The following is a 25,569-nucleotide window of genomic DNA, read 5'->3' as shown; positions in this document are numbered from 1 at the left end:
TTTCGCTATTAGAGCGAATAGGAGAAGTTAAAATTAATCAGTGTTCCCGGATTGAGACTAGAGAAAATCTGATCTTCTGCCTGGTAAGAACGAAATACTTCCTGACGGGATTGGTTCAGTAAATTTTGAACATTCAATCCGGCTTTTATCCTTTCTTCCAGTCCAAAGGTTTTATTGATACTCAGGTTGACGGCATGGAATGGAACAGTATAGGTATCGGTACGGTTGCCGAAGCCTACGTAATTCAGCGTTGATCCCTGTACGTTGTAAAACAATCCCGCTTCCAATCCACTCACAAAATTGTTGTAGGCAATACCTGAATTGAGGATATACGGCGCCTGTCCCGCCATATCGCGTTTCGCTGAAATTTCCTGTCCTTCCCTGGCAGTCAATTGCCGGGATCTCAACTCCGACTCCGACAACTGAATGCTGGATTCGGTAAGGGTCCCATTAAAGGTGAAAAACAGGTTTTCTAATTTTGGGGCAAGAAAAGCCAACGACTTTCTCAATTCCAGTTCCAATCCTGCCACGGTACCATTTCCTACGTTCCGGGGCTGAAAGGCTCCGGGATCGGACAAGAACTGCACCATTTCAATGGGCTTATCAAAGGTTTTGTAGAAAGCACTTACCGAAAACAACTGTCCGGCGGGAAGGAATTTCTCCCATCTCAGATCAAAGTTATTGATCCGGGTAGCTTCTAATTGTCCGTCCCACAAAACTTCTGTACCTCCATTCGTGACTTCTTCGAATAAACCGCCAACAAAGGTCCGGCCGGTAATGGGATCAAGTATTTCGGCAAAAGACATTTCCTTAAAGGAAGGGCGGGCAATGGTACGGGAAAACGAAAAACGGATATTTTGGTCCTCTCTGATGCTGTTAATCAGATTGATGGTTGGAAAAAAGTCCATATCATCCAGCACTTTTTCGTTATCGAAAACGATGGTTTGCGTCTGATTGGTTCCGGTGTAACGCTGGTCAAATTTTTCAGCCCGAAGCCCAACGATTGCCTTTAACTTTTCCACAGGCGAGAACTCGCTGTGTACGTACCACCCCAGGTTGGTTAGGTTTGCCTGAAAACTATTCGGATTATTGGGAATAAACAGTGGATTGTACCGCACTCCATTGCGATTCGTCTCGGAAAAAAGATTTTCTTCCCGAAGGACCTGGTTCGGGTCCCCTGTGAAGGAGGTATTGCCAGTGGAAAACTGAAAATCCTGTATCACAAAATCCCTTTCTTTGTACACGTAAGAAGAACCAAATTTGAGTTTGGCCATTTTCCCAAAAAGCTGGTGATTATTGGTTAAATCTAGCTTTCCTACCAGGTTTTGTTCCTCCAGTGAACGCCAGATTCGCTGCGGTAACCCCACCTCTGTAGAGATGTTTTGAGTTGGTTTTCGGAAACGTAGTACACGAACATCGGGGTCATCAATGGTGGATAAGGTCGGCGAAACCTTCCAATTAACCTCCCAATCTCCGTCTTTCAAGTAATGGGCACCGGAGAGCATCAGATTGGTCAACGAGCGCTGGCTGTATTCGATGTTGTACTGATCGGCTTCAAATACCGCACCCAGGTTTGTGTTTTCAAAGTCAAAAATGCCGGCTTTGGATTCTCCGTTTTGCAACCGAATAAGATTTAGTCTGAATTTAGACAGATCGGTTTTGTATGCCAGGCCAAATAAACCTCCCAGCATCACATTATTGACACCAAAGCTACCCATGGATCTCTCCAGTGGTTGCAATTCCAATTCACTGTTATCCCTGGGTTTAGCATACAGGTTATATTCCGCATCTTGAAAGTATTCCGAGGCGTTTTTGTAGGTAAGGGCAAAATTATAGCCCAGGGTATTATCTCCGAGGGCCAGTTGATTCCCCAGTGAAATACCAACCCCAAAATTCATTGCATTCTGATCTCGCATTCCACCAAATTCAGGATTAAAATCCCGTAAAATTCGTTGGTACAACTGCCCTCTCTCTCCTGAAGGATTTCCAATGACGTCCACAAATTGGGGGATATCGTTCACTCCTTTTGTAGGAATGTCCCTGTATCCATTATCAAAACCCAGAAAATCGGTACTGCTGCTTCCGGCACGTAAAAAATCAGGGTTAAAATGCATGGAGGGATTATAGCCTCCACTGAGGGAAATCCGCAGCGTCTTTTCTTCCGGAAAATCTTTGGTTTCTATATCCACCACTCCTCCGGTAAAATCTGCGGAGAGGTTACTGGTAAAGGATTTGGAAACGATGATGTTATCTATAATATTGGTGGGAAAAATATCCATTTGGATACTGTTTCTATCCGGATCCAGCCCGGGAATATCCACTCCATTGAGTACTGTCTTGGTATACCGGTCCCCCAGCCCACGAATGTACACGTATTTTCCGCCTTCGATAGAAACGCCCGTTACCCGCTTAATGGCAGCAGCCGCATCTCCGTCTCCGATTTGCCGAAAGGCAGCCGAAGAAATGCCATCCATGAGTTGGGCTGCATTTCTCTTTACCGTCATTAGGGCCGCCTCGGTCGTTCGAATGGCTTCTGCAGAAATCGTCACGGTTTCCAGATCAGAGGTATACTCCGTCAATCTCAAATTATCCAGAATGGTCACTTCCCCCGAGGCAACGGTAATCCCCTCCAGGTTTAGGGAATTATAGGATATGAAGGAAGCCGAGAGGGTATAAGTACCCGGGGATAGTTGGATTTCAAAATCCCCATCAAAATCGGTTACGGCTCCTGTTTGGGTGCCTACTATAGACACCGCTACCCCAAATAAGGGTTCGCCGGATGCCTCATCATAAATAGTACCCCTGATGGTACCTGTTTGCGCCACCGCCGCGCCTGACAAAACCGCCATTCCAAAGAAAAGCCAGCTTATGATTAATGTTTTCATTGAATTAATAATTTTAGATATACAGCGACATATAGATAGATAGATAAAAAAGTAAGGAAAGGGATGGGGTATCCCCATCCCTTTCAAAAAATGATTTAGTGGTTGTGATTATAAATCATCCAGTTCTCCAGCCACAGCGGCCCAGGTCCAGCCGGCGAATACAGACTTATCTGCACCAACGGTATTTTCACCGAGGGCCACTTCACTGGCGTGTACGTCCGTTCCATTCCGGAAAACAGTAGATAAAGACACTCCCGCTGGCAGGGTAACCTCCAGGTTATTGAAGTTCAGAATGCCATTCTCGAAGTTTTCGAGGCTTGCATCCCCGCTTAGAGACAAATCTCCTCTTCCTTCAGCCTCGGGATCAGCCGGATCTGAGAATCCGAAGAAATAAATATTTTCAAAAGTACCCCTGGCACCGTCTCTGAAATCTCCTAACTCAGATTCAGGGTGTCCTCTCACAGTTCCGTTCCTGAGGGTGTGGGCAGCGTTGAATGATCCTTCGGGTCCATCAATTTCCAGCGCATGATCGGTTGTAGGACCGCAGAGCAGGATGAAATTATCCATGGTGCCAGCCCAGGACTGATCCGTATCCAATGCATCGTCTCCAGAATTCCATACCAAGGCATTCTTCACGTTTACAGTACCTCCAAACCATTCGATGCCATCATCCTGATTGGCAATGACCTCAACGTTTTCAATTATTGTGGTAGATCCTACGCCTCCCAGTGTCAGTCCATTGATCTCATTACCTTCACCGATATTGGATCCGCCATGCCGGATGGAGATATATTTTATTATTCCAGAATCATCGGCAGGATCATCTCCTCCATAAAGTCCATTGGTATCAGAAGGAGGAATACCTTCAATTTGCTTTTCCGACACATCCCCTTCAAAAGAACTTGGCGCTCTTCCCAAAACAATTAATCCTCCCCAAAAACCATCCAGATCGGCATCCAGGTTAGGACTTGCGATCATACCCGGCTCAATCTCATCGGCCACGGAAGTGAAAATAATGGGTTCCGTTTCCGTTCCCTGAGCATCTATTTTCCCTCCTCTGGCAATAATCAGGGCAGTAGCATTGGGTCCCGAACCTGCTTCACCCTTTACAACCACACCTGGCTCTATTTTCAAGGTAGCACCATCGGTAACCACAATTCGATCCCCCAATATATAGGTCTTACCTGTTTCCCAGGTTTGATCGGAGGTGATATTCTCCGCAATTCGGATTACAGTGGCGATCTCGCCCACTGTGAGCACGTGGGTAACCGTCTGGCTGTCCCCGTTGCTATCGGTAGCGACAAATTCGAACACCACATTTTTGTTGGCATCCTCATCAACAGAGGTATACGAAAACTCGTGTGTGGCGGAAGTCTCTCCGTTGAAATTTATGGTTTCTATGGTAGAACCATCCTTTCGGATAACCAGCGTGGCTAGCCCATCCGCTGCACTGATATTCGCAGTGACCGGGCCCACTGTTTCGCCAGCCTCAATGACAGCAGTTGCAGGTATTCCGGAAATGGAAACAAAGCTATTGGGTACTTCCTCTTCGCCACAAGCAGACAGCAAGCCAGCCGCTAGTACGAAAAACAACATTCCTTTGAAAACTCTTTTCATAATTTAGGTATTAGATTTAGTAAGTCAGATTATTTTACTGCTGCAAAATTGACTTATTTAATCGTAGTCCCTTCGGAAAAGAAATTATCAAATTTTAAAATTATATTTCGAAAATTAATTTTATGTTAACATTAATTTTAAAAATAGGTCCCTAGACCTCTATATCCACTTTTCGTGTTAACTCTTCCTTCAAAAATTGGGCGGTATAACTTCCGGGATGGTCCAGCATCTTCTCCGGCGTACCGCTATAAAGAATTTCTCCCCCCTTTTCTCCTCCTTCCGGTCCCAAGTCAATGATATGGTCCGCCACTTTGATCACATCCAGGTTATGTTCAATGATCAATACTGTATTACCTTTATCCACCAGCTTCTGCAACACTTCCAGCAAATGGCCGATATCCTGAAAATGCAATCCGGTAGTAGGCTCATCCAGTATGTAAAACGTTTTGCCGGTGTCCTTCTTTGAAAGTTCTGTCGCCAGTTTTACCCGTTGTGCTTCACCACCGGATAAGGTAGTGGCATGTTGCCCAAGGGTAATGTAGTCCAGGCCTACTTCATGCAAAGTCCTGATCTTGCGGAGGATCTTTGGCTGATTTTCAAAAAATTCTACAGCCTGCTCCACGGTCATGTCCAATACATCCGCGATCGATTTTCCTTTAAACCTTACTTCCAGGGTTTCCCGATTGTAACGCTTTCCTTTGCAGGTCTCGCAGGGAATGTGCACATCCGGAAGAAAATCCATTTCTATCAATTTCATTCCTCCCCCTTCGCAATCCTCGCAGCGACCGCCTTTGACATTGAAAGAAAACCGGCCGGGTTTGTATCCCCGAATCTTGGACTCTGGTAATTCGGTAAAAAGTGCCCGGATATCCGTGAAAACACCCGTATAAGTGGCCGGGTTGGACCGGGGAGTCCTTCCGATCGGCGATTGATCTACTTCTATGACCTTGTCCAAATGCTCCAGTCCTTTGATCTCCTTGTAGGCCAGAGGCTCTTTTCTGGAATTATAAAACTGCCGGTTGAGCAAGGGATACAGGGTTTCGTGGATAAGCGAACTCTTGCCGGAACCGGAAACTCCCGTTACACATACCATGGTGCCGAGAGGTAGCTCCAGGTTTACCTGCTTCAGGTTATGTCCACTGGCTCCCTTTAATTTCAATTTTTTCCCAGATCCCGCTCTTCTTTTATCCGGCACGGCAATGCGCAATGTTCCCTTCAGGTATTGGGCCGTCAGGCTACCTGCCTGTAGCAATTGTTCGGGGGTTCCGCTGGCCACAATATGGCCCCCATGCCTGCCTGCTCCCGGTCCGATGTCCACCACATGATCCGCCTCCATCATCATGTCCCGGTCGTGTTCCACCACGATTACGGAATTTCCCAGGTCACGAAGGTCTTTCAATGCCCGTGTTAACTTCACATTGTCCCGTTGATGCAATCCAATACTGGGTTCATCCAGTATATAAAGCACGCCAACCAACTGGGTTCCAATCTGGGTGGCCAGGCGAATTCGCTGGGCTTCCCCGCCAGACAAGGTCCGCAAGGGCCGGTTCAGCGAGAGGTAATCCAATCCTATATCCAATAAAAACCCGATGCGCTTCCGGATTTCTTTCAGCACCTCCGACCCGATCAGTTTTTGCCGATCCGTCATCCGTTCTTCAATGGTGGCAAACCAATCTCCAAGGCTGCGGATATCCATCTGCGCCAATTCGCCTATATGCCTTTCCGCTATTTTAAAGTGTAGAGCCTCTTTCTTTAGCCGGTACCCTTCGCAATCCGGACAGGTTCGGGTGGTCGTGAAATCGCTGATCCATTTCCGCAATTTGTCTGAGCCCCCCTCTTGCTGTTTTTGCAGAAAATTAAGAATGCCTTCAAAGGTCGTGTTCCATTTGGTCCCCGGATACTTAACGGAATCCACCGCTACCTCCATTTTATCTCCGTACAATAAGGTCTCAATCACCTTTTCATCCAATTTGGCAATGGGGGTGGCCAGACTTCCCTTGTACCGCTTGAGAATGGCTTCAATCTTTTTGAAAATCCAAATATCCCGGTACTCGCCCAGCGGAGCTATTCCTCCCCGACTGATACTCAGGGAAGGGTCTGGAATGATATTTTCCCGCGTAATTTCTTCTATTACTCCCAGGCCATTGCAGGTGGGACAAGCCCCGTAGGGACTGTTAAATGAAAAAGAATTAGGTGCCGGTTCATCATAGCTAAGCCCTGTCTGGGGATCCATCAGGAACTTGGAAAAATGATGGATCTGCCCGCCTTCCTCAAGCAGCATCACAATCCCCTTTCCATGTTGCAGGGCGGTTTTCAGGGATTGGGTAATTCTATAACGGTCCGCTTCATCTGCGAGAACCCGGTCCACTACCAATTCTATGTCGTGAATTTTGTACCGGTCCACCTGCATTTTTGGCAGCAAATCCTGTACTTCTCCGTCTATTCTGATTTTCGAATAGCCCATTTTTCGCACCTGCTCAAAAAGCTCCCTGTAATGCCCTTTTCTTCCTTTAACCACCGGCGCAAGAATGGAGAGTTTTTTCCCGGAAAACGCCTGAAAAATCTGGGCAATGATCTGATCTTCCGTCTGTCGCACCATTTTCTCTCCTGACTTATACGAATAAGCCTCGGCAGAGCGGGCGTATAACAGGCGCATGAAATCGTAAATCTCCGTGACCGTTCCCACGGTAGACCTGGGATTTTTGGAAGTGGTTTTCTGCTCGATTGAGATTACAGGAGACAATCCATTGATTTTATCCACATCCGGACGTTCCATTCCTCCTAAAAAGGACCGGGCATAGGCCGAAAAACTTTCCATATAGCGCCGCTGCCCTTCGGCATAAATGGTATCAAACGCCAGCGAACTTTTTCCACTTCCGCTCAAGCCGGTAATCACCACCAATTTATTTCTGGGTATGGTTAGGTCTAGGTTTTGCAGGTTGTGTTCCCGGGCGCCAAAAATCTCAATGTAATCCTGCGAAGGTGTTTTATCTGCTGACATACGAACGGCTTGCGCAATAATTGGTTTAATTAGACAAAATTAAGGAATCGATTGATAAAGCCTTAACCCAATTCAAATAAACTGAAAAATGGCAGGAAGGTTCATTCAGCAGTTCCTTCTTATTGCTCCCTCATATCCTCCTCTGTTTGACCTGTAATGGTAGACTTGAGACCGCTCAGGACCAGGTTCCACCAATAATGAAAAATAAACTTATGCTGCTCTCTCTCAAAATAAACCGGTCCCTTACTAAGATTGTCGGATTTATTGGGGTTTTGAGAGGGAATTACAAGCTTATTGGCCAGGAAGGCCCCAATTCTTCGTAACACATTTTGGTTATTCTGGTAATTTTTATCCAGTATCTCTATTTCCAGGTCTTCGTATTTGGCGATCACTTCTCCTGTACCCTCAGTATCATTGGCCGTAATATTGAAAAACAAATCATTCAGCCTACCGCTTTTAAGTGCCACCCGTGTCGCGGGCATGATCATATCATTCAGGGTCGGGAGGTCCATTTGTCCAATCTTGCCTTTTAGAAAAAACGTACCCTTATCGCTGCTGATTAAATGATTTGCCTGTAGGTCTATGAGCCCCTGGCCCATCAGCCGTCCTTTGGCACTCACTTGGAGCGTGTCATTTTTGGATAATGCTTCCGCCATATTCGTAAATCCGTTAATCTCACCACTCACCTGATCAAAATATATTTTGCCAGCGGAAAGAGCTTTGGTATCCGGTCTTTCCTCGTAAGTTATCGTTATGTCTGCCAGGGAAATGGTCTGTAAACGAACTTGCCGGGGCAGCTCCTCCAATATTTCATGGATCATTTTGGGCCGTCTGCTGGTATCTTCCACCTTTCTTTTATCCCTAAAGACTTCCAGCTCCAGGCCATCCAGGCGCATAGTATCCACTGAAATCAAGCCCTCTCTGAAATAGGACTGAAAATCCATCCCATCCAGTTGCAAGCGCGCATTGCTGAGTTCCATCCAGTTGGTTTCCTTCTCGTACCGATTGACAAACTCGTACTTGTCCAGTTTATTTTTAAAGGAAACCTGCTCCACGATCATCCTCTGGTCGGTGGTGTTAAAGGATATATCCCTGGCCTGAATGACATTGATGGCATTATTTACGTGTAGTTGCGTTTCGGCTAAATATCCCTCGATACTTTCTACTGAAAAAAGGGCATCGGGATTTTCTTTGTCCTCTTTACTTAAGCTAAAGCCATCTGCAAAAACAAACAAATCGGTCATGGATAAGCGTATCGAATCGGTTTGGCTATCCCGGTTTTCAAAAGACACGCCATTTACCCGCAGGTGATTTAAACCAATAAGTCGATAGTCCTTTCCTTCCTTTGGATTCGTGGCTGTTTGTCCTTCCTGCATTTCTTCCAGATCTGGAGTTACCGTTTCCAATACCACCTTTTCGATGTAGGCCGAGTCTAGCTGGATGCTGTTAAAAAACAAAAAATCAATCCAACGAAATCCGGTCAGGCTGGCCTCCTCAAAACTAAGATGAAACCGGATCTGATTATCTGCATCGAGATCCTGTCCCGGTGAAATATCCACTGATTCCATTTTCAGGAACGTACCGCGGTAATCATAATCCAGATGAATATTCCCAAACTGTACGTCATGACCGGCAAAATCGTTGGTCCTGGTAATCATATTGCTGACAATTCTCTCGGCATTTTGATTCAGGTAACTGTTTACAAAAAGGGGCAGTAGCTTAAACAGGGCAAAAATTCCAACTGCAATCACCAAGGAAATTATCAGTGTCTTCTTCATGAGGGATTATTTACCCTCAAGATAATCATAAAAATGCATCCAATAATTAAACAGGAAGTTTTATTACGTAAGTCCTGCCCCTTCTCACGTTCAATTGCCGGTTGATGAGCCAGGGGTTGTAGGTTTTGACTTCCTTATAAGTGCTTTTCTGCTCTTTGGCCCATTCGGCCAGGTTGGAAATGCTTTCGGTCACCTCTATTTCCCGGAGGGGAGGTAATTGGTAAAGATCGTCCTGTTGCAATTCAAAGCCATACTTTCCGGGATTTTCGAAGATCTCTTTGAGTGCCAGGGCACGGAAGAGGTACCTGCTGGTCTCTTCATTCAGGTACAAGTCGTAATAATCCGGACTCAATTGCTGGTTTTTTCTGCGGGTTATCCCGGCAATACCCATGTTATAACTGGCGGCTACACTGGTCCAGTTGCCAAATTTCCCATACGAGTCGCGGAGGTATTTGCAGGCGGCCAGGGTGGCTTTCTCGAAGTGGTACCTTTCGTCCACATCCCGGCTAACTTCCAACCCAAAATCGCCAGCGGTTCCTCTCATAAACTGCCAAAAACCTTTGGCCCCTGCTGGCGATGTCACGTTCATCAAGCCCGACTCTATCAATGCCACGTATTTAAAGTCTTCCGGAATGCCGTTTTCTTCCAGCGTCTGCTCAATGAAGGGGAAAAATTTCCCCGCCCGCTTCATCATCAGGACGGTATTGGATTCCCAGTAGGAATTGACGTATAATTCCCTTTCGTAGCGTTCGTATACTTCCGGGTCTTCCATAGGTACTTTTTCCCCGGCAAATTCCGGGGAGGAGGGCAATTCGAAAATCCGCACTCGGGGCAAAAGACCAGGCTTGGCTTCCTGGATTTTTGCCTGGGAATCCAGAGCAGGTCCTACGGGCGTTGTGCCCGTAACCCGATACCACAAATAACCTATCAAAAGAAACTGTAGGATCAGTAATAAATACACATACGGAAGGTGTTTGGTATTCATGGCTTAGTAATTTGGAGATAATAAATAGTTGCTGTAAAACTTATCAATGACGGCCACGGCTTCATCAGCCGTATCCACCAGGGCAAAAAGGTCCAGATCCTCTTCGTCAACATTTTCATATACTGACAGCATGGTATCCCTGATCCAGTCGATCAGACCTCCCCAATAGGCTTTACCCACCAACACGATTGGAAACCGGCCAATTTTCCGGATTTGGATCAATGTCAGCGCTTCAAACAATTCGTCCAGGGTGCCAAAACCACCGGGAAGGACGATAAATCCCTGTGAATATTTAGTAAACATCACCTTCCGAACGAAGAAATAATCAAACGTGATCAGCTTATCCGGGTCAATGTATACATTATTAAATTGCTCGAAGGGCAGTAGAATATTCAAGCCTACTGACTTGCCGTTTTGGGAGTGAGCACCTTTGTTGCCCGCTTCCATAATGCCCGGCCCCCCACCGGTAATAACGCCAAATCCATGCTGCACCAATTTGGCAGCAATGGCCTCAGTCATTTTATAATAAGGATTATCCGACTTGGTTCGGGCTGAGCCAAAAAGGGAGACGCAGGGACCAATTTTGGCCAGCTTCTCAAAACCTTCCACAAACTCGCTGATAACCTTAAAAACCGCCCAGGAATCAGCACTTTTAATCTCCGCCCAATCTTTCTCCTTGAATGCGTTGCGAATCTTGTCTTCCTCTTTCAAATACACCTTAAAATAATTTTAAAAAATCCCTTTCAGACTCATTGCTAGTTTGGCTGAAAATAGTGGTTTCAGCCAAACCAAGCAAATAACTTCCCAATTATTTAATCGACTGGAAAAATACAGCCCTTTCTTGACGGAAAAGTAGGCGTTTTTCGTTTTTTTTCTCTTAATTATAAAATGGTTTCCCTGGTCCAATCTTTTTACTGGCCCTTTCTGGTGCTTATGCTCAGCGTGGCATTGGTAGCCCTTTTGATTTCCAGATGGCGGTTCCATCCCTTTATCGCCCTGGTTTTAGCAGCGGTATTTGTTGGCTTGCTTAGCCCCGGAGTGGTGGGCGAGCAGGGCATGATGGCGGCGCTCGAACTGCCCATGACCGAATTGGGGATCATGGCCGGAAAAATTGCCTGGGTGATTGCACTTGCTGCCATTATTGGTACGGCCATGATGGAAAGCGGTGCTGCCTCTCAAATCGTCACCTATTTATTAAAAACACTGGGCGAAAAACAAGCTGCCCTTGCCCTTCTGGTCGCAGCGTTTATTCTCTCCATCCCCGTATTTCTGGATACCGTTTTTTTCCTGCTAATCCCTTTGGGCATCACCCTGGCGGCAAAAACCGGCAAAGATTATGTCCTTTACGTGATTGCCATTGGAGGTGGTGCCGCCATCACCCATAGCATTGTCCCTCCTACTCCCGGCCCCTTGATTATGGCCGAAACATTGGGAATAGACCTGGGGCTGGTCATCAGTGCAGGATTGCTGCTGGGTATCCTACCGGCTATCTTAGTCATCCTGATAGGCAAAAAACTGAATCAAAAACTATCCATTCCCCTGCGGATCGCTCCCGAAAATACCGCTAAGGTTAGCAAAAAACTTTCCTTACCCGCCTCCCTACTGCCCATCATTTTGCCGATAGTTCTGATCGGATCCGCCTCCCTGGTTGAAGCCATTGCCGGAAAGGTACCCGAATGGCTCGGATTTCTTGGAAATAAAAACCTGGCCATGGGGGTTGGAACAGGGGTGGCTATCTACCTCTGGGCCAATGCGCGTGAATTGAAATCCAACGAACTTTGGCAGAAAATCGGAAAGCCGCTGGAAATTGGCGGTCTGATTATTTTGATTACCAGTGCCGGCGGTGCCTATGGTGCCATGATCGGGCGTAGCGGCATCGGGGAATCCATTCGCCTGGCAACCGAAAACTTCCACATTCACTACGTACCCCTGGCCTGGCTGATTGCAGCGGTCCTGAAAACCGCCCAAGGCTCGGGCACCGTGGCCATGATTTCCAGTGCAGCCATCATTTCTGCGCTTATTGGTAACGGTGCCACACTACCCTATCATCCGGTTTACCTGCTGATGGCTATGGGCTTTGGTTCGCTTTTTGTATCTTGGATGAACGACAGTGCCTTTTGGGTAGTGGCTCGCATGAGTGGGCTGACCGAAAAAGAAGCCTTGAAAACCTGGACCTTTTTGTTGGCCATTATTTCGTTGACAGGAATGGTACAGGTTTGGCTATTGTCCTGGTTAATACCTTTGATCTAACAAATAAACCCATCAATCTATGCATGTACTGATTATCGGTGGAGGAGGCTTTATAGGCAGCCGCCTGGCGGTTGAATACCGCCAACAACATTCATCTTCCGCTACTACCCTAACCTTATTTGACCGCCAATTTCCAGAGGCCTTAAAAAACGATCCGGGCCTGGAATGTGTTCCTGGCGATTTTGGCAACCCCTCCCACATAGATCCGCTTCTCGAAAAAAAGCCGGACCTGATCTTTCACCTCGCAGCGATTGTAAGCGGGGAAGCCGAAAAAAACTTCGACCTGGGCATGCAGGTCAATCTGAAGGGATCTTTGCACCTGCTGGAAAAATGCAGGGAACTGGGACATCAGCCGCGAGTGGTGTTTGCTAGTTCCTGTGGCATTTTTGGCGGGGAGGTGGATCAGGTTATCACAGAAAATACAGCCCCGAAACCGAGGAGTTCTTACGGAACTCAAAAAGCCATAGTAGATCTTCTGATGAATGATTATAGCCGACGGGGCTTTGTGGACGCACGATGCCTCCGACTACCCACCATCACGGTGCGTCCCGGCAAACCCAATGCCGCCACCTCCTCTTTTTTAAGTAGTATTATACGTGAGCCGCTAAATGGTGAAAAAGCCAGCTATCCCGTCGATCCATCTTCGGAATTCTGGATCCTTTCTCCCAAGCAGGTGGTGAACAACTTTATCCATGCGGCCGCTCTGGAGGCAACCCACATTGGGGACGATCGTACCATTAATTTGCCGGGGCTTACGGTCACCGTGCAGCACATGATCGATTGCCTGGAAAAAGTGGCTGGTTCGGAAATAGCCCAACTCATTACCCACCAACCAGATGCTTTTCTGCAAAGCATTGTTTTGACCTGGCCTCCGCATTTTAACACCCAAAAAGCGGATACACTAGGCTTTACTGCAGACAAGGATGTAACAGAAATCATCCGAAATTACATACAGGAAGAAAACATAAAACTTTCAAGCCTATGAATAAAGATGTTAAAACCGCGTTGATCACCGGTGCGGGTTCAGGTATCGGCAGGGCAGTGGCCCAGGCTTTGGCCAAAGACAATTGGCACCTGATCCTAACCGGCAGAAGGAAAGCACCTTTGGAAGAAACTGCCGACCACTGCGAAGGCAATCAGCACCTGGTATTTCCGGCGGACATCACCGATCCGGCGGGGGTAAGGCAACTTTTCTTCACGCTGGAAGAAAAATTTGGACGGCTGGACCTCTTGTTCAACAATGCCGGAACAAATGCACCCGCAGTACCGCTGGAAGACCTGGCCTTTGCCGATTGGAAAACGGTAATCGACACCAATCTTACCGGCGCCTTTCTGTGTACCCAGGAGGCCTTTCGGCTAATGAAAAAGCAATCCCCGAAAGGAGGACGCATTATCAACAACGGCTCCATCTCAGCGCAGGTACCCCGACCCTTATCAGTAGCCTATACCGCAAGCAAACATGCGGTCACGGGCTTGACGCGCTCCACGAACCTGGATGGAAGAGCTCACGATATCGTATGTGGCCAAATCGATATCGGAAATGCCAAAAGTGACATGACCAAAAGGATAGAAAATGGAATCTTGCAGGCCGACGGTACGAAAAAGGTAGAACCCACCATGGACGTGGCAGAGGTGGGTCGGGCGGTCGCTTATATGGCCGGGCTACCCCTGGGTACCAATATTCCCTGGATCACCTTAATGGCCAACGGCATGCCCTTTATGGGCAGAGGCTAATAGCCCGATTTTCATCCTTCGGGGTAAAACCAGTAATAAACTACCTTTCAATTTCGTGATTATAGATACCCCCTCAACCCAAAATGCCATGTTAAGCCCATTTCAACCACCTCAAATCATTTTTATTTTCTGCCTGCTACTGATGGCTAGTTGTCAGGAACCGCAGCCAAAAGATGCAGCCATCCCCGCTGAATTCAACCGGGTTAACTATAATCGGCCGGATGCTACCGCTTACCTGGGCGTTGGGCTTTGGGCCTGGCCCTTGCCCATGGACTACGACGGCGATGGAGACATGGACCTACTGGTGTCTTGTCCGGACAAACCCTTTAACGGACTTTATTTCTTCGAAAACACCAGTGGAGAGGATTTTCCTGTATTTGCCCCTCCCGTAAGGTTAGGCGATGCCATTCCTAAAGTACAGATTTCCCATACCGGGCTGGCTGATCCGAAGGTTACCATTCCCGGTGCCTTGCTTCGAGATTTCCAGACCTCACTGGATTCCCGGCCGGAGGCTTTGTTTCCGATAGAAGAGCTCACCAAAGACCTGGGAAAAAGCCCCCGGTTCAACCAATGGAAAATGGCCGATTACGAGGGGGATGGAGATTTGGATATATTGGTAGGCATGGATGACTGGTCGGATTATGGCTGGGACAATGCCTTTGACAGCACCGGAAATTGGGTAAACGGACCCCTGCATGGATACGTGTACCTACTGGAAAACATAGAAGGGGAATACCATAATCGCGGGCGTCTTCAGGCCGGGGGAGCGGAAATCGACGTGTATGGAGCTCCTTCTCCCAACCTGGCCGATTTTGACGGGGATGGGGACCTGGATTTGATTTGCGGAGAATTTTTAGACCGGATGACTTACTTCGAAAACGTGGGTACCCGCGAAAAACCCGAATATGCAGCGGGTGTGTTTTTAGAAAACCAAGGTGGTACGATTAAAATGGATCTGGAAATGATCATTCCGGTGGCCATCGATTGGGACCGGGACGGCCATGTGGACCTGATCGTCGGAGACGAGGACGGTAGGGTAGCTTGGGTAAGGAATACAGGCAAACAGCACAATGGAATTCCTGAATTTTCCGCTCCCAGGTATTTCAGGCAAGCCGCCGATCATTTAAAATTTGGTGCCCTGGTCACTCCCGTAAGTGTGGATTGGGATCAGGATGGTGATGAAGACCTGATTGCCGGAAATTCAGCCGGGTACATTGCCTTTATAGAAAACCTTAGCGGCGGCCCCAATCCAAGTTGGGCGGAACCCGAGTTATTGGAAGTCGACGGAGAAGCCATCCGCATACAGGCCGGAGAGAATGGCTCCATTCAAGGCCCGGCCGAAGCCAAGTGGGGGTACACCACGCTCTCTGTGGCCGACTGGAATGGAGATGGTCACCAAGACATTATCTTTAACTCCATTTGGGGAAAGGTGGAATGGATTCAGAATACCGGAACAGCACTCAAGGCACCTCAACCTGTAAAGGTGGATTGGGGAAATCAGGCACCGCCCTATCCAAGCTGGAACTGGTGGAAACCGGCAGCGGACGAGTTAGTCACCCAGTGGCGGACTACGCCCTATGCCATTGACTGGAATGAGGATGGGGTGATGGACCTGATCATGCTGGACCAGGAAGGTTATTTGGCCTACTATCAAGGCGACAGCAAAGCGGGTGAAACCATCCTGCAGCCCGGAAAAAGAATCTTTTATGGAGAAAATGGAGCTACTTTTAATAATAAAAATGAAGTGCAGGATACCGGAAACGGACTTTTGAGGTTAAATATCGCCGAGGCCGGAAGCAGCGGCAGAAGGAAAATCAGTTTCGTAGACTGGGACAATGATGGGGATCTGGACCTGCTGGTGAACAGCCTTAACGTATCCTTATTTGAGAATATCAGTCAAAGCCCGGACAAGGTGGTCTTCGAGCACAAAGGCACCTTTACGGATCAAATGCTGGCCGGACACACCACCAGTCCTACCTTTGTAGACTGGAATGGAGACGGGGTTTGGGAGGTGCTGGCAGGTGCCGAAGACGGGCATTTTTACCACCTGCCCCGGTAATCGGAACCGATAACCCGATCGTAGAGGAATCCTCCCTTTCTCTTTTAAAGGGGAGGGCTTGTGCACAGCCTGTTTTTTCGATTGCGATTGGATGTGATTAATAATTCGCATATCTCCATGCGTCGAAATCTTCTTTTAGGTGGTAATTACAGGCTCCCCACCCCGCTTACTTCTCCCGGCACCGCGAAATGCATGGGATGCTTCGATGGTTGCCTTTTCTGAGAATTACCGATTCACATGGGAACGGAACGTACCAGATGGCAAGTATCTCAGGGGATTCGTACCGAACGCAGGTTAGCCGTTCGCTGGTCATTCGTCCGCTAAGAACAGACTGCGGGGATCACCATTTGCTTGTATTTCTTAACCGATAAACTTTTTTCGTCGCAGAAATTTCCGGTTTCATCGCAGTGCGTTTCCAGTTGGTCATCTTCCCCAAAAAGGGCTGAGTATTCAAGGTATGTTTGTAACAGAAATTATTTGTTACCTGTCTGTCAAACGGCAGACCTAAACATCAAAAACCATGAAAAATCTAATGAAAAGTACCGCAATAGCCGTTTTGTTTCTCTTATCGCTTACGAGTATGACTCCTGTACCCAAGCCTAACCTGGTGATTTCGGATGAGGGAAAAAATCTCTTCATTCAATTGAATTCCCAGTTACGGGGAACAACCATTGCAATCACCGATAACTCGGAAAACACCCTGTTTTTCGCCGATGTGTACGACGGAACATACGCGAAAAAGTTCAACCTGGAGCAACTAGGCGATGGCACCTATTACTTTACCGTAGACAATCCGGAGGCAAGCCTGGTTTACACATTGAACCTGAAGGATGGAAATGTAAATATCCTTCAAAAGGAGCAGAATGCCGCCCCTTCGGCCTTTAGAACAGATGGAAATAAGGTATTCTTTACATTGGAAAAAAAGGATCTGAAAAAGGTGAATATAAAAATCATCAATAGTAGTAACGCCGAAGTATTCTCTAAGTCTGAAACAGTCGATGGCAGCATAGACAAGGTATTCAACTTTGAAAAGGCTGTCAAAGACAGCTACACCATTACGATCGAAGATGGACAAACCACCTATTTTCAACAGGTGGAAGTAGCTTCCTAATTCCCAGCCAGGCATCCCCTGATTTGGCAAAAGAAACCGGTAAACCAATCGGTTTCTTTTTTTTGCCCGGGTAGTCCACCGACGGTGAGGGGCTTAAAAAGGTTCAAATACTATTGCTTATATTTATAAAAACAACGGATAGAATGAGACCCGCTTTTACTTTGATTCAAAAATACCAGTCCACCATTCTACATGTGCTGACCTGGTCTATTTTTTTCTTGCTGCCCATCATTTTGGATCAGGGTTATGGCGGCAGGGGGCCCAGATCGGCCCATGAAACTGATTTTCTTTTTTTGAATACCCTTACCAATTTCTTTTGGGTCATCCTGTTTTATTTAAACACACGACTGCTGATCCCTACCCTCCTGTATAAGCAAAAATTTGCGGGGTACCTGCTGACCCAACTGCTGTTGTTTGCCATCATTCTTTTTTTCCACCGGATGCTGTTCAGCTTGCTTTTGGCAGATTTATCTTTTTCTTTTTACCGGTCTGCGCTCTACAACGGCATTCCGTTTCTTTTTATTCTGATGGCGGCGATTGCCTTTAAATCCGTGTCTGACAAGATTAAATCCGACCTGGTGGCCAGCGAAAAACAACGTGAAAACCTGAAGACCGAACTGGCCTTTCTTCGGTCTCAAATCAATCCTCATTTCTTTTTAAATGTAATAAATAACACGGTAGCACTGGCGCGTATGAAAAGCGATGCCCTGGAACCAACCTTACTAAAACTTTCCTCTCTGGTGAAGTACATGTTTTACGAAACGGACGAGGAAAAAGTACTCCTGAAAAGTGAACTCGAATACCTGAAGGGCTACATTGACCTTCAGAAACAACGCATTGGGGACCGGTTAAGCCTGGTCATCGATTTGAACCCCAGCGAGGACTGGCATGCCATTGAGCCCATGCTGCTGATACCTTTTGTAGAGAATGCCTTTAAACACGGTACCGGGCTGATCCCCGATCCTGCCATTCACATTTCCCTAACCACAAGCGGTAACGACCTGCTATTTACCGTAAAAAACAAATACACACTGGCCGATGAGACCCGGGACGGTGGCTCCGGAATTGACCTTGCCAATGTGAAAAGAAGGCTGGAATTGCTTTACGGCGACAAGCAAAAGCTTAGCATCCATAAAGCCGATGGCTGGTACATCGTTACCTTACAACTAACGCTAACGCCATGATTAATTGCATTGCAATAGATGATGAACCCCTGGCCCTTGCCTTACTTAAAGATAATATAAGTAAGGTGCCGTTTTTAAAGCTGGTAGCTGCTTGTAGCGATGCTTTTGAGGCGATGGAAGCCTTGCGCAAAAACCCCGTGGACCTGATATTTTCCGACATTCAAATGCCCGGCCTGTCAGGATTTCAGTTTGTTTCCAGCCTTCAGCACAAACCCATGGTAATTTTCATTACTGCCTATAACCAATATGCCGTAGACAGTTTTGACCTGGATGTAGTGGACTACCTGGTAAAACCCGTATCCCTTGAGCGGTTTATCAAAGCCTGCAACCGGGCCAGGGAACGCCATGAATGGAAGGCGGCAAAACCCGTAGCAGCCGATAAAAATGCTCCGGATCATTTTTTTGCTAATGTGGATTACAGTCAACTAAAAATAAGATTTGACGATATCCTGTGGATGAAAGGCTATGGAGACTATATCAAATTTCATTTAAAAGGCCAGGAGCAGCCGCTGCTGGTACGCATGCGTTTTAAGGAACTGGAGTCGATTTTGCCTCCGGATAAATTTCTCCGTATCCATAAATCCTACGCGGTAGCCTTGGCTGAGATTACCGCCATCCGCAAAAACAGCCTTTTTTTGGGAGATCAGGAGTTTTCCATTGGAGAGGCATACCGGGAGGCTGTGGAAAAATGGATGCGAAGGGGGGGGTAGCGGAGCATCCTGAAACAACGCTAAGGAAACATCCTCTTTTGAAGTAAGGGTTTTCTTTCTGACAATTACAGGTAAAACAATCCCATTGATCGGTCTGATTCAGCTAACTGACAGTAGATTGCTAAAAATTAGAGCCAAGCAAACGTATTTCGTTACCTTGGCCATATTTGTGTGTTTTTTAATTAATTTTATGGTATTAATTACTTAATTTGATGTTTAAGTGAATTATGTTCGAATTCAACCCTAAAAAAGCGAGTCAAATAAAATCAAACATGGAATTGATTTTGAACAGGCTAAAAAATTATGGGAAGACCCAAATAGAATAATTATTGAAGCTCGGACAACAGATGAAAAACGCTTTTTACTTATTGCCAGATTAGACAAAAGTGTTTGGTCAGCCGTATATACTCATAGAAATGAATTTGTAAGGATTATATCGGTCAGAAAATCAAGAGGAAATGAAAAAGAAATCTATTACAGCTATTGAATTTGATGAAAAGTTTGAATTACAGGAGAATTTAGTCCCCTACCTTCAAACAGATAAAATTTCCAAACCTGGTTTAAAAGCCCGACGAGTAAGTGTTGATTTTCCCGAATGGATGGTTCAGGAGTTGGATCAAGCTGCTCAAAAATTAGGTATTTCCCGACAAAGTTTGATCAAAGTTTTTATTTCTGATAAATTAAAGGAAACTCATTAAAGGTTTAATAGAAACCCGCATGGTTTTATCACCGAAACAGCCTAAGCTACCAGCAGGTAAGCTCTGCAATCGCTGCCGTTAGGGATAAGCTATCCCATAGAGGTCATGACTCAACTTTTTAGGTAAATATTAAATTCCGACCCTTCGCCCGGCCTGCTTTTAAAAGTGATCCTTCCCCCCTCATTTTCAATGATCTTTTTGACAAAATACAACCCTATGCCGGTCCCTTCCACATCTTTGACAAGTCGCGTATAGGGAGTGAAAATAAGCTTTTGTTTCGCTTCATCCATGCCCCTGCCATTATCTTTTACGGAGATATGGGTGAACCCTTCGGCTTTTTCAATTTTTAAATGAATGATGGGAGGTGTATTTGGAATCCTATATTTTATGGCATTGCTTAAAAGATTATACAAGATGCTCCGAAGGTTTTTTCTGGAAAATTTGATTTTTGGCACCTGGATATCTACGTGAATGATGGCTTTGCTTTCATGGATAGCGTCCCGGACAACCAATTTAACCTGATTGATAAGGTTTTCAATTTTAACCAGTTCCACTTTTTCCTTAAAATTACTTTCAATCTTAATAATTTCGGAGAGTTCGTTGATCACATTTCTCATGGAAGCGATGGATTCCAAAAGTAAGGAGTTGGTTAATTTATGGTCCTCCAGGGCCTCCTCGTTCCATTCCGTGGTCGGACCCGCAGTATTGATCAAGTCGTTTACAAGTCCTTCAATATTGGAAAGGGGGCCTTTCAGATCATGTGAGACCGAATATATAAAGGTTTCATGGGTAGCAATAAGTCGTTCCAGGTCTTTCAATACCCTGATTCGATCCGTAATGTCCACAAAGGTAATGATAACCCCATTGGACTTATTTGTTTTATCAACCAGATAAGGTATAATATTCATCTGGTACCAATTGAAGTCAGATGTTTGAATCTCCTTCTCATAGATTTCGCCGGAGTCAATGACCATGGTCACATTTTCAACAATGGTAGAATAGCGGATGTTATCATTCAGGTCTTCCAGGGATTTCCCGAGATCCTCCTGGGAAAAATTAAATTGTTTCATGGCCGGAGGAGTGAATTTCCGCAACCTCAGGTCCGCATCCACAAAGAGTTGGGGGATGATGGTATTCCTGAAATAATTTTCCAGTTCATCGTTTAATTTAATGAGCTCATTAATTTTTTTCGTGGTCATGCTTGTTTTTACGTTCGTAGCTATCGGTAGGTGCTTGTAAAGAGTTGACTGTTTGCTTAATATCCCAATTTGTTGCGCATGAGCACCAATCAGCTCCTATCCGCAGGTGATATTCACGGTTTTGGGCATGGTAGCAGCGATTTTTGGTTTGTCATCCCTGAAAAGGACAATGTCTATGCCATAAAAAATTTTGTGGATAGAAATCTATTCTACTAAATATTATTTTGAACCTTTAATCAAAACAATAAACCATAAGGTGAATCTTACCACCAAATAAATTTATATCCATCTACCAATCCTACGCGCTAACTCTTTCCGGAATTACTGTCCTCCGCAAAAACAGCCTTTTTTGGGGATTGGCAGCTTTCAAAGGCGTCAAGGAATAAACGAAGCAGGAATTCCTTGCACCGAAACCCCATACGGAACTTCGGGAAATAGCGCCACTTGGGAAAAACCGACTAATTTGTGTACAGGCAGGACGGGTCAACTCCTTTACCCTTTTGGTAACCACGGTCCGTGAAATTAAGGAGCTGCATGCGGCTGCGGCATAGCTATGCGAGCGAAAGCAACGGAACAATGGTTATTTGTCGTCTGTCTGAAAGGTCCTAACGTCTGACCAACTACTCCAATTCAGGTTTTGATCGCGGTAACGAACCCGCCAATAATACGTAGTATTCGGAGCTAGCCGCTCCGTTTTTTCATCCGTTAAATCATCGTCCTTTTGCCGATTTTCTTTGTAATACCAGTTCTGGTATTGTTGCCAGCTCTCAAAATCCAATGTTTCGAAACCCATGGATGTTGACACTTGCCAATGTGAAGCTGCGTGAAAGGTACCCGAATAATCGCTGGTGAATTGCCCGGCTTTCAACACGGTCCCCCTGATAGAAACCCCTGCTCCCGTCGGCGAAATGGCTTCGGGGGTATTCGGTTTGCGTTCTTTTCTCCATACAGTTATGCTATCTCTCAATTCGTTCTCCCGGTGCTCCATGGTATTGCCACGGCTGATTCGTTTTATGGTGAATTTTGGGTCCTTTCGATCGCCGTCTATGGACACCATCACAAATCCGTACTCATCTTGCGTAACGGTAAACTCATCGTAATCCCTGCCTTCAAATTCGCCCCAGTTATCGATGGCCCCCCCTGCCGAGGCCACATTGATCCAAAGGTGTTTGTGGTCCCTGGATTGTCCCCTGGAATATCCGTGCGTGTGTCCAAAAAAGTGAATACTGGGCTTTCCCGTTTTGGTCGAAAATTGTTCCAATTCCTTAACGATCCGCCCGGTAAAATCTTCTTCGCCCGGAATCCAAAGTTCAGACTTAAACGGATGATGCAATTGCGCAAAAACGAAATCAATTTTATCGTCTTTTTCTGTGTCAGCTAATAATTCTTTTAGCCAATCCAATTGTTCCCGCAAATCCCTATACCCATCGTTTGAGTCCAAACCAATGACCCGGGTGTTTCCGTAATCTTTATACCACCAATGTTCTGCATAGGCAGGGGTGCCATTCTCAGGCAAACTAAAATACTTAAAGTAGTATACGGAATTGCGCTCATGGTTTCCGGGTACAGGATATACCGGCACTTGGGCAAATAATTTTTCTGCCGGGTTAAAAAAATGGTCTTTCCACTGAAAAAATTTAGCCCCATTTTCTACCAGATCTCCCGGTATCAGCACCATGGCCAGGTTATCGGGCAGGGATCCGCCAAACTCTTTTTCAAGATATCCGATCACCCCGTCGTTCAACACTTCACTAAATTTATCAGGTTGATTGTGGTCATACTGCATGTCGCTCATGGCAACCAGCTTAAAATCCTTACCGTCACTAGAAAAAGGAGGCGTTTTGAATTGAAAAATATCTGAACGCGCATTTCCGGTACGTACCCGGTAATAGTATTCGGTAAACCGTTCCAAGCCGGTAATTTTGACGGTATGAACCCGTACCTCGTCATAATTGATGGCTTCGGAAGTACCAGTAGCTTCTTCGCTTAGATTGGGACTAGTACCCCATTCCACGATACTTTCTTCTCCCTCGGATGTTTGCCACATGACAATTGCAGCATTCGGCTCAACATCCTGCAGGTAGGGTTTGATCTCTATGACCTGTGCCAGGGATTGAAAGCAAACCCCTGCAAACACTGTGAATAAAATTGCTTTGAATGCCATTTTCAATTTGATCGTTCCGTATTGGTTTGGTTACAAGAATAGCGCGCCAAAAAAATTCCAACCAGGAATTTATTATGCACAAGGCAAGGTACTATTTTAGGAATAAAAAAAAGTAAACCACCCTTGAAATTGGCGGATAATTCTACCGGGGCCTGCTTTCCCATTGGCTTCATGTTACCTCAGATAGCATCCCTTTCTCCTATTCGTAATGCGGGTCCGCATACGGTTGGTCTGACGTTGCGGAATGCAACAGTTAAATAGGGTAAAATAATGCTTGATGGATAGACAAGCCTGACCTCTGTTTTCGATAAAAAATCAAGGAAACCTAGGTTAAAAGCCCGTCGGGTGAGTGTTGATTTCCCTGAATGGATGGTTCAGAAACTGGATCGTGCTGCCCAAAAATCAGGTATTACCCGACAAAGCCTGATCAAAGTTTTCATTTCTGACAAATTAAAAGAAACCCATTGAATTACTTTACTCGGGACATCTGAGTATTCGCTATTACTTTCTCAAAGCCCTGGTTTTTGATTTGCTTCTCCATAACTATGGCATCCGCACGGTTTTTGCCTGGTTCAGAATGCACGGTTTTCCAGGGAATTCCTCCTTTGGTGGACTTGTTCCGGCCGGAGTTATGCCTCAGGATCCTATCATCCGGGTCTTTGGTCTGACCAACATAATATCGATTCAGAGTAGGGAAAAACAATATATAAACAATATAACTGTCCTGAATAGTATACATCCAGGGACAAATCAGCCCCTTGGATGTACCACCCATTTATTGTGCGCGCTCCTTGCAAGTTGTGTTTTTGTCTGACAAAAAACCTACCGGATTTTTCCTGCCAAAAACGAACTTGCCCCTCCCTTTTCCATCCATTTGGAAAAGGGAGGGGAGAGAAAAAACCTCGCAACTCGGATTTTTAAGTTTAGATCTTGAAGGAAAGAAACCACAATGATGGGGATAGCGTGGTAACCAAACTACCGGAAGCATTGAAAAAAAGAGACTTTAATTTATCCAGCCTCCAGGAAATTTTGGTTTGTTTGATTTTGGGGTCTCTTTAAACCTAATTCCTTTTTCATTCGCCAATTTGGTAACTTTGGCTTTCCACGTGTCACGAAGCACAGGCCAAGGAATGTTGATCGGGGAATTTTCCGTGAATATTATTCGGTTGCTTGAATTCTTTTTATCACCTGCATGATTGAAGTTACACAATGGACTAAGGTCTTTAGTCAGGTCAAAACCGACCCTTGACCCCATTGATCCAATATTGTCAAAAATATTGGCCGGAGCGTTTTTGTTTTTGGTGTAGAAACTGATCAGGTGCTCGTAATAGTGGGAAAGGGGTTTCATCTCTGTAAGTAAATGTAAATCATAAAAGTCCTTTTGAACGCCCCTACCTGCAGCAGATAGCAATTTAAGTGCTCCAATGTCGTCATCTTGAATCAACCGGATCCCTTGCATTGATTCGTAGGGAAATATATTTTTGAGGTTTTGGATGATCTCTACTTTGGTCTCATCTGGTGGTAGAATCGACCTAATAAAACATAAATTATCTTGGCTTTCATTTAGAACATTAATAAAGGCAGGATTGAGGCTGCCTTTAATAGTTTCTGCAATTAAAAGCATTGACTTGGTTCCAACTACATCTGCTGAAAATAGATCAATATCCGTAGAGACCCGGTGATTATATTTAATTGCAAGGCTTGTACCACCACCAAGGTTAAACCCTAAAAAGCATTCCAACTCCATTAAATATTTAATATGGGAAAAAAGAGAGTCAGATACACCTTTGGGAACAGTCATGGTTTACTTGACATATCTGGGAAACTGCTCTGGTTTTAGACCAAATTTGTTGGCCAGCTTCTCAATGTTTTCATTGCCAAAAATCTGTGCTTGATGCACGCAGTAATATTGAATCAAGTCTTTAGGGTAAAGTAATTCTAAATTATCCCAAGCGTTTTTATAATCCCCCCAATCCAACACCCTGGAAATGACAAAATCAGCATCCTTCTTGTAATCAAGTTCATTTAAATCAACCTCCCAAAATAAGGCCTTAGGAAAATAATCCGCAAGACGAACTTTTCCATTCTTTCCGACAGGGGATTTGGCTTTACTATTTGACGCTGAACTTTTCATTGTATCCACACAAAGATAACAAAATTTTGAAAGAATAATTCGAAAGAAGAATTGGACATT

22 protein-coding genes are annotated in these 25,569 nt (G+C 45.6%); 11 read left to right on the top strand and 11 right to left on the bottom strand.

Annotation, left to right across the window (positions count from 1 at the left end):
- Nucleotides 1-8: 8 nt before the first annotated feature.
- The 6 genes from GJQ68_RS16450 to GJQ68_RS16425 form a co-directional block, all read right to left on the bottom strand.
- Nucleotides 9-2,885 carry a TonB-dependent receptor gene (locus GJQ68_RS16450; protein WP_162418398.1) on the bottom strand — a complete coding sequence of 959 codons (2,877 nt, stop codon included), beginning with the start codon at nucleotides 2,883-2,885 and terminating at the stop codon, nucleotides 9-11.
- A 108-nt stretch (nucleotides 2,886-2,993) separates the two neighbouring features.
- The gene (locus GJQ68_RS16445) at nucleotides 2,994-4,502 is read right to left on the bottom strand and encodes a hypothetical protein (RefSeq protein ID WP_162418397.1); all 1,509 of its coding nucleotides are present in this window, start codon (nucleotides 4,500-4,502) and stop codon (nucleotides 2,994-2,996) included.
- Nucleotides 4,503-4,653: 151 nt separating this feature from the next.
- Complete coding sequence (uvrA, locus tag GJQ68_RS16440) at nucleotides 4,654-7,503, bottom strand: excinuclease ABC subunit UvrA (RefSeq protein WP_162418396.1); 2,850 nt, start codon at nucleotides 7,501-7,503, stop codon at nucleotides 4,654-4,656.
- A gap of 119 nt (nucleotides 7,504-7,622) precedes the next feature.
- A complete protein-coding gene (locus GJQ68_RS16435) occupies nucleotides 7,623-9,281 on the bottom strand; it encodes a DUF748 domain-containing protein (RefSeq protein WP_162418395.1) in 1,659 nt (552 codons plus the stop codon).
- 46 nt (nucleotides 9,282-9,327) lie between these two features.
- Nucleotides 9,328-10,266, bottom strand: a complete 939-nt coding sequence (locus GJQ68_RS16430; RefSeq protein WP_162418394.1) for a lytic transglycosylase domain-containing protein — start codon at nucleotides 10,264-10,266, stop codon at nucleotides 9,328-9,330.
- Between the two features lie 3 nt (nucleotides 10,267-10,269).
- The gene (locus tag GJQ68_RS16425; RefSeq protein ID WP_162418393.1) at nucleotides 10,270-10,983 is read right to left on the bottom strand and encodes an LOG family protein; all 714 of its coding nucleotides are present in this window, start codon (nucleotides 10,981-10,983) and stop codon (nucleotides 10,270-10,272) included.
- A 171-nt stretch (nucleotides 10,984-11,154) separates the two neighbouring features.
- Here GJQ68_RS16425 and GJQ68_RS16420 point away from each other — a divergent pair, with 171 nt between their 5' ends.
- The 9 genes from GJQ68_RS16420 (at nucleotide 11,155) to brnA (GJQ68_RS16380) (ending at nucleotide 20,012) form a co-directional block, all read left to right on the top strand.
- Nucleotides 11,155-12,516: a GntP family permease gene (locus GJQ68_RS16420; RefSeq protein ID WP_162418392.1), complete on the top strand. Its 1,362-nt coding sequence runs from the start codon at nucleotides 11,155-11,157 to the stop codon at nucleotides 12,514-12,516.
- A gap of 19 nt (nucleotides 12,517-12,535) precedes the next feature.
- On the top strand, nucleotides 12,536-13,501 hold the full coding sequence (denD, locus tag GJQ68_RS16415) for a D-erythronate dehydrogenase (protein ID WP_162418391.1): 966 nt from the start codon (nucleotides 12,536-12,538) through the stop codon (nucleotides 13,499-13,501).
- Nucleotides 13,498-14,250 carry an SDR family oxidoreductase gene (locus GJQ68_RS16410; protein ID WP_162418390.1) on the top strand — a complete coding sequence of 251 codons (753 nt, stop codon included), beginning with the start codon at nucleotides 13,498-13,500 and terminating at the stop codon, nucleotides 14,248-14,250. Before denD ends, GJQ68_RS16410 begins: the two co-directional genes overlap by 4 nt.
- A gap of 88 nt (nucleotides 14,251-14,338) precedes the next feature.
- The gene (locus GJQ68_RS16405) at nucleotides 14,339-16,309 is read left to right on the top strand and encodes an FG-GAP repeat domain-containing protein (RefSeq protein ID WP_162418389.1); all 1,971 of its coding nucleotides are present in this window, start codon (nucleotides 14,339-14,341) and stop codon (nucleotides 16,307-16,309) included.
- A gap of 520 nt (nucleotides 16,310-16,829) precedes the next feature.
- Complete coding sequence (locus GJQ68_RS16400) at nucleotides 16,830-17,420, top strand: hypothetical protein (protein WP_162418388.1); 591 nt, start codon at nucleotides 16,830-16,832, stop codon at nucleotides 17,418-17,420.
- Nucleotides 17,421-17,563: 143 nt separating this feature from the next.
- On the top strand, nucleotides 17,564-18,604 hold the full coding sequence (locus tag GJQ68_RS16395; RefSeq protein ID WP_162418387.1) for a sensor histidine kinase: 1,041 nt from the start codon (nucleotides 17,564-17,566) through the stop codon (nucleotides 18,602-18,604).
- The gene (locus GJQ68_RS16390; protein ID WP_162418386.1) at nucleotides 18,601-19,314 is read left to right on the top strand and encodes a LytR/AlgR family response regulator transcription factor; all 714 of its coding nucleotides are present in this window, start codon (nucleotides 18,601-18,603) and stop codon (nucleotides 19,312-19,314) included. Before GJQ68_RS16395 ends, GJQ68_RS16390 begins: the two co-directional genes overlap by 4 nt.
- A 265-nt stretch (nucleotides 19,315-19,579) precedes the next feature.
- Nucleotides 19,580-19,801, top strand: coding sequence for a BrnT family toxin (locus GJQ68_RS16385; RefSeq protein ID WP_162418489.1), 222 nt, complete (start codon nucleotides 19,580-19,582; stop codon nucleotides 19,799-19,801).
- On the top strand, nucleotides 19,773-20,012 hold the full coding sequence (brnA, locus tag GJQ68_RS16380; protein WP_162418385.1) for a type II toxin-antitoxin system BrnA family antitoxin: 240 nt from the start codon (nucleotides 19,773-19,775) through the stop codon (nucleotides 20,010-20,012). Before GJQ68_RS16385 ends, brnA (GJQ68_RS16380) begins: the two co-directional genes overlap by 29 nt.
- Nucleotides 20,013-20,122: 110 nt before the next feature.
- On the opposite strand, the gene GJQ68_RS16375 is transcribed toward brnA (GJQ68_RS16380), so the two are convergent.
- On the bottom strand, nucleotides 20,123-21,211 hold the full coding sequence (locus tag GJQ68_RS16375; RefSeq protein ID WP_162418384.1) for a sensor histidine kinase: 1,089 nt from the start codon (nucleotides 21,209-21,211) through the stop codon (nucleotides 20,123-20,125).
- A gap of 78 nt (nucleotides 21,212-21,289) precedes the next feature.
- Between GJQ68_RS16375 and GJQ68_RS16370 the strand changes: the two genes are divergently transcribed.
- Nucleotides 21,290-21,427, top strand: a complete 138-nt coding sequence (locus GJQ68_RS16370) for a hypothetical protein (protein WP_162418383.1) — start codon at nucleotides 21,290-21,292, stop codon at nucleotides 21,425-21,427.
- Between the two features lie 364 nt (nucleotides 21,428-21,791).
- Here the strand turns inward: GJQ68_RS16370 and GJQ68_RS16365 are convergent, their stop codons facing one another.
- Entirely contained in the window at nucleotides 21,792-23,375 is a 1,584-nt protein-coding gene (locus GJQ68_RS16365; protein ID WP_162418382.1) for a fibronectin type III domain-containing protein, read from the bottom strand.
- 291 nt (nucleotides 23,376-23,666) lie between these two features.
- Between GJQ68_RS16365 and brnA (GJQ68_RS23695) the strand changes: the two genes are divergently transcribed.
- Complete coding sequence (gene brnA, locus GJQ68_RS23695; RefSeq protein WP_394351323.1) at nucleotides 23,667-23,843, top strand: type II toxin-antitoxin system BrnA family antitoxin; 177 nt, start codon at nucleotides 23,667-23,669, stop codon at nucleotides 23,841-23,843.
- A 1-nt stretch (nucleotide 23,844) separates the two neighbouring features.
- Here brnA (GJQ68_RS23695) and GJQ68_RS16360 read toward each other — a convergent pair whose 3' ends face one another.
- The 3 genes from GJQ68_RS16360 to GJQ68_RS16350 all read right to left on the bottom strand — a co-directional run bounded on the left by GJQ68_RS16360 (nucleotide 23,845) and on the right by GJQ68_RS16350 (nucleotide 25,509).
- The gene (locus GJQ68_RS16360; RefSeq protein ID WP_235941637.1) at nucleotides 23,845-24,150 is read right to left on the bottom strand and encodes a GIY-YIG nuclease family protein; all 306 of its coding nucleotides are present in this window, start codon (nucleotides 24,148-24,150) and stop codon (nucleotides 23,845-23,847) included.
- Nucleotides 24,151-24,378: 228 nt separating this feature from the next.
- The gene (locus tag GJQ68_RS16355) at nucleotides 24,379-25,176 is read right to left on the bottom strand and encodes a nucleotidyl transferase AbiEii/AbiGii toxin family protein (RefSeq protein ID WP_162418381.1); all 798 of its coding nucleotides are present in this window, start codon (nucleotides 25,174-25,176) and stop codon (nucleotides 24,379-24,381) included.
- Between the two features lie 3 nt (nucleotides 25,177-25,179).
- Nucleotides 25,180-25,509, bottom strand: coding sequence for a DUF6922 domain-containing protein (locus GJQ68_RS16350; protein ID WP_394351322.1), 330 nt, complete (start codon nucleotides 25,507-25,509; stop codon nucleotides 25,180-25,182).
- Nucleotides 25,510-25,569 lie beyond the last annotated feature (60 nt).

Origin of the sequence: Cyclobacterium roseum, from assembly GCF_010119225.1 — a bacterium.
GTDB lineage: Bacteria > Bacteroidota > Bacteroidia > Cytophagales > Cyclobacteriaceae > Cyclobacterium > Cyclobacterium roseum.
Note: the sequence above shows the minus strand (reverse complement) of the source record. Positions and strands in the feature narration are given on the sequence as shown.